General features: G+C 73.2%; 1 protein-coding gene. It reads left to right on the forward strand.

Annotation, left to right across the window (positions count from 1 at the left end; genetic code table 11):
• Positions 1–857: 857 nt before the first annotated feature.
• Positions 858–1,160: a DUF1330 domain-containing protein gene (locus ABZW03_RS41005; protein ID WP_355269996.1), complete on the forward strand. Its 303-nt coding sequence runs from the start codon at positions 858–860 to the stop codon at positions 1,158–1,160.
• The last annotated feature ends 51 nt before the right edge of the window (positions 1,161–1,211 follow it).

Below are 1,211 nucleotides of genomic sequence, written 5' to 3' on the forward strand. Positions count from 1 at the left end.
CCGCGGTGTCCTCGGCGCAGCACGCCACGCACCCGAAACCCGCACGGTCACTACCGTCCTGCGAACCCATGGATCCCCCACACCTCAGCCGTCCCCGACCGGCCCCCACCCTAACAACCCACAGGGAGGCCCGGCCGCTGAATTAACGAGCATGCGCCGCCCGGACAGGTTCGCCGGCGGAAGCTGGACTTCTTCGAGAGCCCGCGGCCCGGCAGCGCTTCCACGGAGAGCTGCTCCTGGTCGGATGCACAGCGGCGGCCTGTTCGGCCATCGGTCGTGTCCCGTGAAGTGGCGCAGAGGTCGTGCGCCAACGGTCATGAAGTGCGCCTCCGGCCTGTCGCAGCAGGTCGGTGTAGCTGGGGGCAGCCTGAACCGGGTGGTGCCGGGGAGGGCGGGAGCGGCCCCGACAGAGCCGGGACGTGCCAGCACTGCCAGATGGTGCGGGTCCGGCGAGCGGGTTGGGGAGGAGTACGCGAGGAACCGGCGTAGTCACGTCCTTCAACGGATCCACCGGCTCGGACCTGGCAGATCCGGGCCGGGCGCGGTGCGTCCCGCGGCTGATTGCGGCGGGAACTCCTGTCCCTGTGTCCTTGCGCAGCGTTCTCGGTCCGGTGCTGCTCGGTGTCCTGGTGCTCTCCGTCCTGAACGGGGACTCCGTCCTGAACGGGGACTCCGGGGACGGCCGGCCGTGCTGACGGGGGCGGGTCCGACGGGCCGGCGCGGGGGGCGGATACTGGATCACGGTCCGCCCGGTGGTGATCCGTCGCCGTCCGTGGCGGCCGCCCGGGCGCCGCGTCGATCCCGCGCGTCCGGGGCCCTGTCCGCCCCTGCTTCGCGCGGATCGACGAGGAGAGACCATGCCCGCCCTGCTCATACTGAACTACGACGTGACCGACCCTCAGCGCCTGGACGCCTACCGCCGGGCCGCCACTCCCGTTCTCCTGGGCCCGGACGCGGGGGAACTGCTCGCGAGCACCGACCGGACCGTCCACCTGTCCGAGGGCGGGCGGCCGGCCGGCGGCACCCACACCGTCGTCCTGCGTTTCGCCGACGCCGAACAGGCCCGCACCGTCTACGAGTCCGAGCAGTACCGGGAACTGCTGGAGGAGCGCCTCGCGGCCACCCGCCCGTTCACGGCGATGATCGTGCCCGCCCTCTGACGCGTGGCCGTGGCGGGGGGGGGGGGCCCCGGGGGGGGGCCCCCCGCCCCC

The organism is Kitasatospora sp. NPDC004799 (assembly GCF_040609095.1).
In the GTDB taxonomy this organism is placed as follows: domain Bacteria; phylum Actinomycetota; class Actinomycetes; order Streptomycetales; family Streptomycetaceae; genus Kitasatospora.